Annotated in this window: 8 protein-coding genes; 2 read left to right on the forward strand and 6 right to left on the reverse strand. The window is 51.5% G+C overall.

Annotated features, from left to right (window positions below; all coding sequences use genetic code 11):
• Positions 1-10: 10 nt before the first annotated feature.
• Complete coding sequence (locus RO069_RS10825; RefSeq protein WP_328187438.1) at positions 11-1,534, reverse strand: helix-turn-helix domain-containing protein; 1,524 nt, start codon at positions 1,532-1,534, stop codon at positions 11-13.
• A gap of 72 nt (positions 1,535-1,606) precedes the next feature.
• Here RO069_RS10825 and RO069_RS10830 point away from each other — a divergent pair, with 72 nt between their 5' ends.
• A complete protein-coding gene (locus tag RO069_RS10830) occupies positions 1,607-1,828 on the forward strand; it encodes a helix-turn-helix domain-containing protein (protein ID WP_328187439.1) in 222 nt (73 codons plus the stop codon).
• 190 nt (positions 1,829-2,018) lie between these two features.
• Here RO069_RS10830 and merA read toward each other — a convergent pair whose 3' ends face one another.
• The 4 genes from merA to merT are packed head-to-tail and all read right to left on the reverse strand — an operon-like array spanning position 2,019 to position 4,346.
• Positions 2,019-3,473 carry a mercury(II) reductase gene (gene merA, locus RO069_RS10835; protein WP_442915364.1) on the reverse strand — a complete coding sequence of 485 codons (1,455 nt, stop codon included), beginning with the start codon at positions 3,471-3,473 and terminating at the stop codon, positions 2,019-2,021.
• Positions 3,415-3,675: a mercury resistance system transport protein MerF gene (gene merF, locus RO069_RS10840; protein WP_328187442.1), complete on the reverse strand. Its 261-nt coding sequence runs from the start codon at positions 3,673-3,675 to the stop codon at positions 3,415-3,417. The genes merA and merF overlap by 59 nt, the downstream gene beginning before the upstream one ends.
• Entirely contained in the window at positions 3,672-3,974 is a 303-nt protein-coding gene (merP, locus tag RO069_RS10845; protein WP_328187444.1) for a mercury resistance system periplasmic binding protein MerP, read from the reverse strand. The genes merF and merP overlap by 4 nt, the downstream gene beginning before the upstream one ends.
• 15 nt (positions 3,975-3,989) lie before the next feature.
• On the reverse strand, positions 3,990-4,346 hold the full coding sequence (gene merT, locus RO069_RS10850) for a mercuric ion transporter MerT (RefSeq protein WP_328187445.1): 357 nt from the start codon (positions 4,344-4,346) through the stop codon (positions 3,990-3,992).
• Between the two features lie 73 nt (positions 4,347-4,419).
• Between merT and merR the strand changes: the two genes are divergently transcribed.
• Entirely contained in the window at positions 4,420-4,854 is a 435-nt protein-coding gene (gene merR / locus RO069_RS10855; protein ID WP_328187447.1) for an Hg(II)-responsive transcriptional regulator, read from the forward strand.
• Between the two features lie 523 nt (positions 4,855-5,377).
• Here the strand turns inward: merR and RO069_RS10860 are convergent.
• Complete coding sequence (locus tag RO069_RS10860; protein ID WP_328187449.1) at positions 5,378-5,665, reverse strand: hypothetical protein; 288 nt, start codon at positions 5,663-5,665, stop codon at positions 5,378-5,380.
• Positions 5,666-5,746: the final 81 nt, after the last annotated feature.

Genomic DNA, 5,746 nt, shown 5'->3' on the forward strand with positions numbered 1-5,746 from the left:
AGATTTGCGTTTAGTGTAACGCTACCAGGCGTCTACCGTATCGGGGGCTTGCCACTTTGTTTGAGCCGCTTTCATGCTGATAGGCCGCTTTGTCACCTGATCTGGCTCTGACCCTTTTTGCCATATCAATGCTTTTTGCAAATGAAGAAAATGTCTTGAAAGAAACCGTCGGAATTCCGCTCTTTTCGCAGGCGTGAAGAAACAAACCAAACGCATGTGAGAGCGGTGGTGATTTCTTGTTCAGGTAATGCTCTTCAACAGTCAACTCAATAAGAGATCTGGTCGCGGGATCTAGCCTGGATTCCCTGTTACCTCTCGAGGAAATCTTTGGAATCAATCCCACAAAGCCTTCACCAAACTCTTGTTCAGAGAGGTTAAATTGGCGGAGCCAGTTTCTGACTGTACGCTCGGAAATACTATGCCTCTTCGCAACCTCTTCAATCGGTTTACCACCCTTGACCTCATCGAGAATCTTTAGGCGATGATTGGCTTGTTCCAGTTCTCGCGGTCCAGCTTTCTGTAGCATGCTGAAAACCGCCCCCTGATCCTCTATGTGAAGGAATGCAGCGCCACTCGCCAACTGATCATCCAGAAGCTTTTTCGGAATGCTTTTTGTTCCAGAAGCATCATCCTCGAGGAGATAGAATTGAGGATTGATCGACGAAACACGGTAAACACTCCCGCAAAAATTTACCCGATCCCCGAGCCGAGGGTCTTTATGTCGGGAGACGCTTTTCACGTCTTCGAGTAAAAGAAAATCTGTTTGAGTTCTGAATATTCGGCAGTATCTTGGTTGACGAAGAAGATCCTTTTCCAAATCGACAAAGACATCCTGGTTGAGAATCCAATGGAAGAGGTCGTCAGGATTAACGCTGCCAGCCTCGAGAACTTCGGAAAGAAAAACCCACCGACAATCACCGAAAACCTTACTTTCGTTAACTTTCTCAAAATATTTTTCTGGCTCGGTGTACAGAAAGTCTTTGAGATACTGGAAGTTCTCAGTAAGGCGATAACTGATGTCCTGACTGGTCATCACCCGAAACCCCAATCCAAATCGAGCTGCGTAATCTTCAGCGGGAGGACTTATGTATCGACCGGACTTCTCGTCAAAAACAAAACGTCCGGGCATCTCCTCAGCGAGCTGAATTACTTTTTCGAGCGGCTTCCACTCTTCCCACCCGATGAAATCGTCACTGATTACGAAAAAATCGGCAGTGCTCTTCGCTTTTACCTTTCTGCCCTTCTTACTTCGATATTCCAGAAAGAGGGGTTCAGAAGGCTGGTCATAAAATTCGTAAACTTCGCGGTAAAATTCATGCTTATAAATGGCGGGAAGTTCAATCGAGAGACTTTCTGCTTGAATCGTCTGCCTCATCTTTCGACTGGCAAACGTGAACGCAGATGACCCAATCCGAGAAGAGCTTCTGACCCTTCTAGCAGGCGGTGAAGAGCGCACGGCAAGCACAATTTCTATTCCCTTCCCAGAGACACCTCTCTGAGTACATCTTTCGACAACTTCTTCTTCGGAGAGCATTTGACCACTCCTCCTTTATCGTCGACTATGTAACTTATAAGGTACTATTTGAAATTAGACGACGGATCTCGCATGTCAAACAAAAATGAGCAATTTTTGATCGATTTCGGAGAAAGAGTGCGCGAACTGCGAAAGGAAAAGGGGCTCACTCAGGAAAATGTCGCGAGGCTGTGCGGCTTCCAGCGTCCCTATTTAAGTGATGTCGAGAGAGGGAGGCGCAACATCTCCGCCAAGAATATGAGCAGATTGGCCGCAACCCTGGGCGTGGACCTTAAACTTGAGCTGATGGATTAAAGAGTTGGCTGTCCGAAATGCTGCAGAAGCTTCAAAGATGGACAAGCCAAGCAATTAGGAGGCGCGCTTTATCATTGCGGGAATTTGACTGCGTCATTATTGCTGACTTTGAATCATTAATCGTAAGCGTCTGGCGATCACCTCTTGAATGGAGAACCACAAGCTCCACCCAAAGCTGAGGTCTCATCACTTAACCGGCACAGCAAGACAACTGTTTTACATCCTTGGTGAACGTTTGCGCACAGAGCTTGAGTCCTTCAACCATGGTCAGATAAGGAAACAAGTCATCGCCGATTTCCTGAACGGTCAAACCTGCTCGTAACGCCATCACTGCCGTTTGGATAATTTCACCACCTTCCGCTGCGACAACCTGCACCCCGAGCAAACGGCCTGTGCTGCGCTCTGCCACCATTTTAATAAATCCTTGAGTGTCAAAGTTTACTAGCGCACGCGGCACGTTTTCCAAGTCGAGCAGCCTGGTGTCCACGCTATAACTCCGTGCAACTGCTTCGGCTTCAGTGAGGCCAACGGTGGCTACCTGAGGATCAGTAAACATGACCCCAGGCATGACAGTGAGGTCGAGTTTGGCCTCGCCTTCCGTCATGTTGACGGCGGCCCGGCTGCCTCCGGCAGCGGCGACATAGACAAACTGCGGTTGGTTGGTGCAGTCTCCGGCAGCGTATATTCCGGGAACCGTGGTTTGCAGATGCTCATCCACCTGAATTGCGCCGCGTGAAGTTTCCACGCCAATGCTCGCCAGGTTCAGGGCCTCGGTATTGGGCGTTCGACCGGTCGCCACCAGCAGCTGATCGGCTCGCAAGGTGCCAGTAGGCGTCTCGACGATGAACTCGTTGTCGCTATAGTCCACTTGACTAGGTGCGGTCTCGCGAAGCACCTCAATCCCTTCTCGCTTGAACGCTGCATCCATAGTTTCCCCGATTGCAGGGTCCTCACTGGACAACAAACGGCTCCGGGCCAAAACGGTAACCTTGCTGCTGAGTCTGGCGAATGCCTGAGCCAATTCCAAGGCAACGAAACCGGCACCAATCACGATCAGCCGTTTGGGAACGGTATCCAGCGCCAAGGCACTGGTTGATGTCAGATAAGGAGTGTCTGTCAGCCCCGTGATTGGCGGCTCTGCCGGTCTGGCTCCGGTTCCAATAAAGGCGCGATCAAAATGAACCGGTTTTTCACCACCCTCAGCCAGCGTGACTACCAAGCTATTGATATCGACAAACCGGGCCTCACCGTTCAGGACTGTGATGTCCTTGTGTTCTCGAAGTATCTTTTCGTACTTGGTCTCACGCAGCTCCTCCACCCGTGCCTGCTGTTGCTGAAGCAGTTTTGCTCGGTCTACCTCAGGAGCCGCAGCACTGATGCCCGCGTCAAACGGGCTTTCTTTTCGCAGGTGCGCGATATGTGCTGCACGAATCATAATCTTCGAGGGCACGCAGCCAACATTTACGCAGGTGCCGCCGACAGTCCCACGTTCAATCAGGGTGACGCGGGCACCGCGCTCTGTTGCCTTCAGGGCAGCCGCCATGGCGGCTCCGCCACTGCCGATTACCGCAATATGCAGTTTGTTGTCATTTTTCACTCGGGAAATCCCTTGGAGCTTTGAAGTTGCTCTCGTAGCTGGCGTCATAGTGTTTTTTCCGCCAGAACGCATAGACCGTGAGGCCGATGAATACCGCCAGTGCCGGAAGAAGCACATAGTCGAGATAGCCCGTCAGGGCGGCCAGTCCCACGGTGGACATCAAAATGACCAGAATCGGTGTGAAGCAGCATAGTGCAACCAGAATAGTCCCTACTATGCCAACCCTAAGCAGGTTCTTCGGATTCTTCATTGCCCCTCCGGGGTCGCCTCTAAGGCCGAGGGAGTGGAGGGGTAACCAGCGTCGCTCGTGGCCTTGGTGAGCGCCTCTATGGAAGTGAGCGCATCGTCAAAGGTGACGACGGCTTCTCGATCAGGGTAGCTCACGGAAACTTGCGATACCCCTTCCACCTTACTTAAGGCCAGCTTGACGGTGATCGGACACGCGGAACAGGTCATGTCAGGCACCGAGAGAGTCACGTTTTGAGACGCAGCCCAGGAGGACATGCTGAGTAAAGTGAGAAACATGGCAACTACAAACTGTTTACGCATGAGAAAAATCTCTGTTTAGTAGAATAGAGGCAAAATGTAAGGAAACACTAAAGCGACCAGTACCAGAGCCGTAACTACCCAAAAAATCACCTTATAGGTCTTTCGGACTTGAGGGATCGCACACGTTTCACCGGGTGAGCATTGCTCTACAGGGCGATAGATTCGTCGCCAGGCAAAGTACATGGCGACGATGGCCGCGCCAATGAACAGCGGTCGATAGGGCTCCAAAGCTGTCAGGTTGCCGATCCAGGCACCGGAAACGCCCAGAGTGATAAGTACCAATGGCCCGAGACAGCAAGCCGAGGCGAGAATTCCAGCAATCCCCCCGACAGCGAGAGAAGCACCTCCGGATTTAGATTTGAGTTTCGACATGACGTTTACACCTGTTGCCCATGGACTCGATAAGATAAGGTTACTTCCGTAGTCAAGTACGGAGTCAAGCATCATGTTGGATAAAGCTAATTCACTGACTATTGGCGGCTTGGCCAAGGCGGCCAATGTAAATGTCGAGACGATCCGCTATTACCAGCGGCGAGGTCTTTTGTCGGAACCCAAACGACCTCCAGGTGGTATTCGCCGCTACGGTTTCGCCGATATTGATCGGCTGACATTTGTTAAAACGGCGCAGCAACTGGGTTTCAGTCTCGACGAGATAAGCGACCTCCTACGGCTAGAAGATGGTACCCACTGTGAAGAGGCCAGTGCGCTCGCCGAGCACAAGCTGAAGGATGTGCGCGAAAAGATCGAAAGGCTGGTAAGAATCGAGAAGGCTCTGAGCGAAATGGTCAGTCAATGCCACGCGCAGCCGGACAGCATCGCGTGCCCGCTCATTGCATCTCTACATGAGGGAGGCATTGGAACAGAAGGCAAATGGGATTAGCTCCTGAAACCTATCGACCTTTTGAGAGCATAATGGGTTTGGGATTACAGGCTCCTGGAAACTTTCCTCAACGATCCATCCTCGCTTATCTCATAGATGTCGTCCTGGCGTATCGCCCTCATCGGGATCCCTTTCGCTTCATCTTCAAGGCGCTGTCTAAACCTCGCCACCATGAGAGGCATGTTGCGGCGATTCCGTTCCTCCGCTTGACGTATTCGCTCTCGCATTACCTTGTACATATTCTTGCTCCGTTCAGGCCGGCAAATTCACCAACCCAGTATTCCAGGGCCCATTGAGCAGTAGGGCCTGCTCATCATCCCCAGCGCCTCGGCATCGATATCAGCCAAAATTTCCTAGCGCTCCCGTTTCGCCACCCTCAAAACATGGACCAAATAGGCCACTCCAGACAGCAAAACCGGGGCAAGACTCAACACCAGTGCGACTTCTCTCGTCAGTTCCATCCCACGCTTCCTCACCCCCATCTATCAGAATCACCCACATTTAGGAGTGCCGTCAGCTACCACTAATCCCAAGGGCAATCTGGGCCACCGAACTCGGCGCCAACAGGACCACCTACAGCACCCTGCAGCCCCCGCTTCTTGATCCAAGCAATGGCGATATCGTCCATAACTTCTGACGGAATCTCGACAATCAGATTCTCAGTGGTCTTACCATGGAAGTAATCACGGGCTATAGAGAACTCGCGCGGGTTTGTGAGTTCCAAAAAAACATTCCTGGGGGCGTCGTCCAATAGTTCCTCAAAATAGAGGTGGTGATCGCTACCAGCAGTTATTGAGGCCTTCGTGCTCATTAGTCCACTCCCACCGAATGCTCTTTCTGTAGTGGCCCCCATTTAAACCGGACACCTTGGTAGAAGCAAAGGCCTAGGCAT

The organism is Marinobacter sp. OP 3.4, assembly GCF_036224885.1.
GTDB lineage: Bacteria > Pseudomonadota > Gammaproteobacteria > Pseudomonadales > Oleiphilaceae > Marinobacter.

What these genes read in the sequence shown, in the direction of transcription:
- RO069_RS10825 (WP_328187438.1), bottom strand. Translation starts at nt 1,534, where the DNA reads ATGCTCTCCGAAGAAGAAGTTGTCGAAAGATGTACTCAGAGAGGTGTC.
- RO069_RS10830 (WP_328187439.1), top strand. Translation starts at nt 1,607, where the DNA reads ATGTCAAACAAAAATGAGCAATTTTTGATCGATTTCGGAGAAAGAGTG.
- merA (WP_442915364.1), bottom strand. Translation starts at nt 3,473, where the DNA reads ATGACGCCAGCTACGAGAGCAACTTCAAAGCTCCAAGGGATTTCCCGA.
- merF (WP_328187442.1), bottom strand. Translation starts at nt 3,675, where the DNA reads ATGAAGAATCCGAAGAACCTGCTTAGGGTTGGCATAGTAGGGACTATT.
- merP (WP_328187444.1), bottom strand. Translation starts at nt 3,974, where the DNA reads ATGCGTAAACAGTTTGTAGTTGCCATGTTTCTCACTTTACTCAGCATG.
- merT (WP_328187445.1), bottom strand. Translation starts at nt 4,346, where the DNA reads ATGTCGAAACTCAAATCTAAATCCGGAGGTGCTTCTCTCGCTGTCGGG.
- merR (WP_328187447.1), top strand. Translation starts at nt 4,420, where the DNA reads ATGTTGGATAAAGCTAATTCACTGACTATTGGCGGCTTGGCCAAGGCG.
- RO069_RS10860 (WP_328187449.1), bottom strand. Translation starts at nt 5,665, where the DNA reads ATGAGCACGAAGGCCTCAATAACTGCTGGTAGCGATCACCACCTCTAT.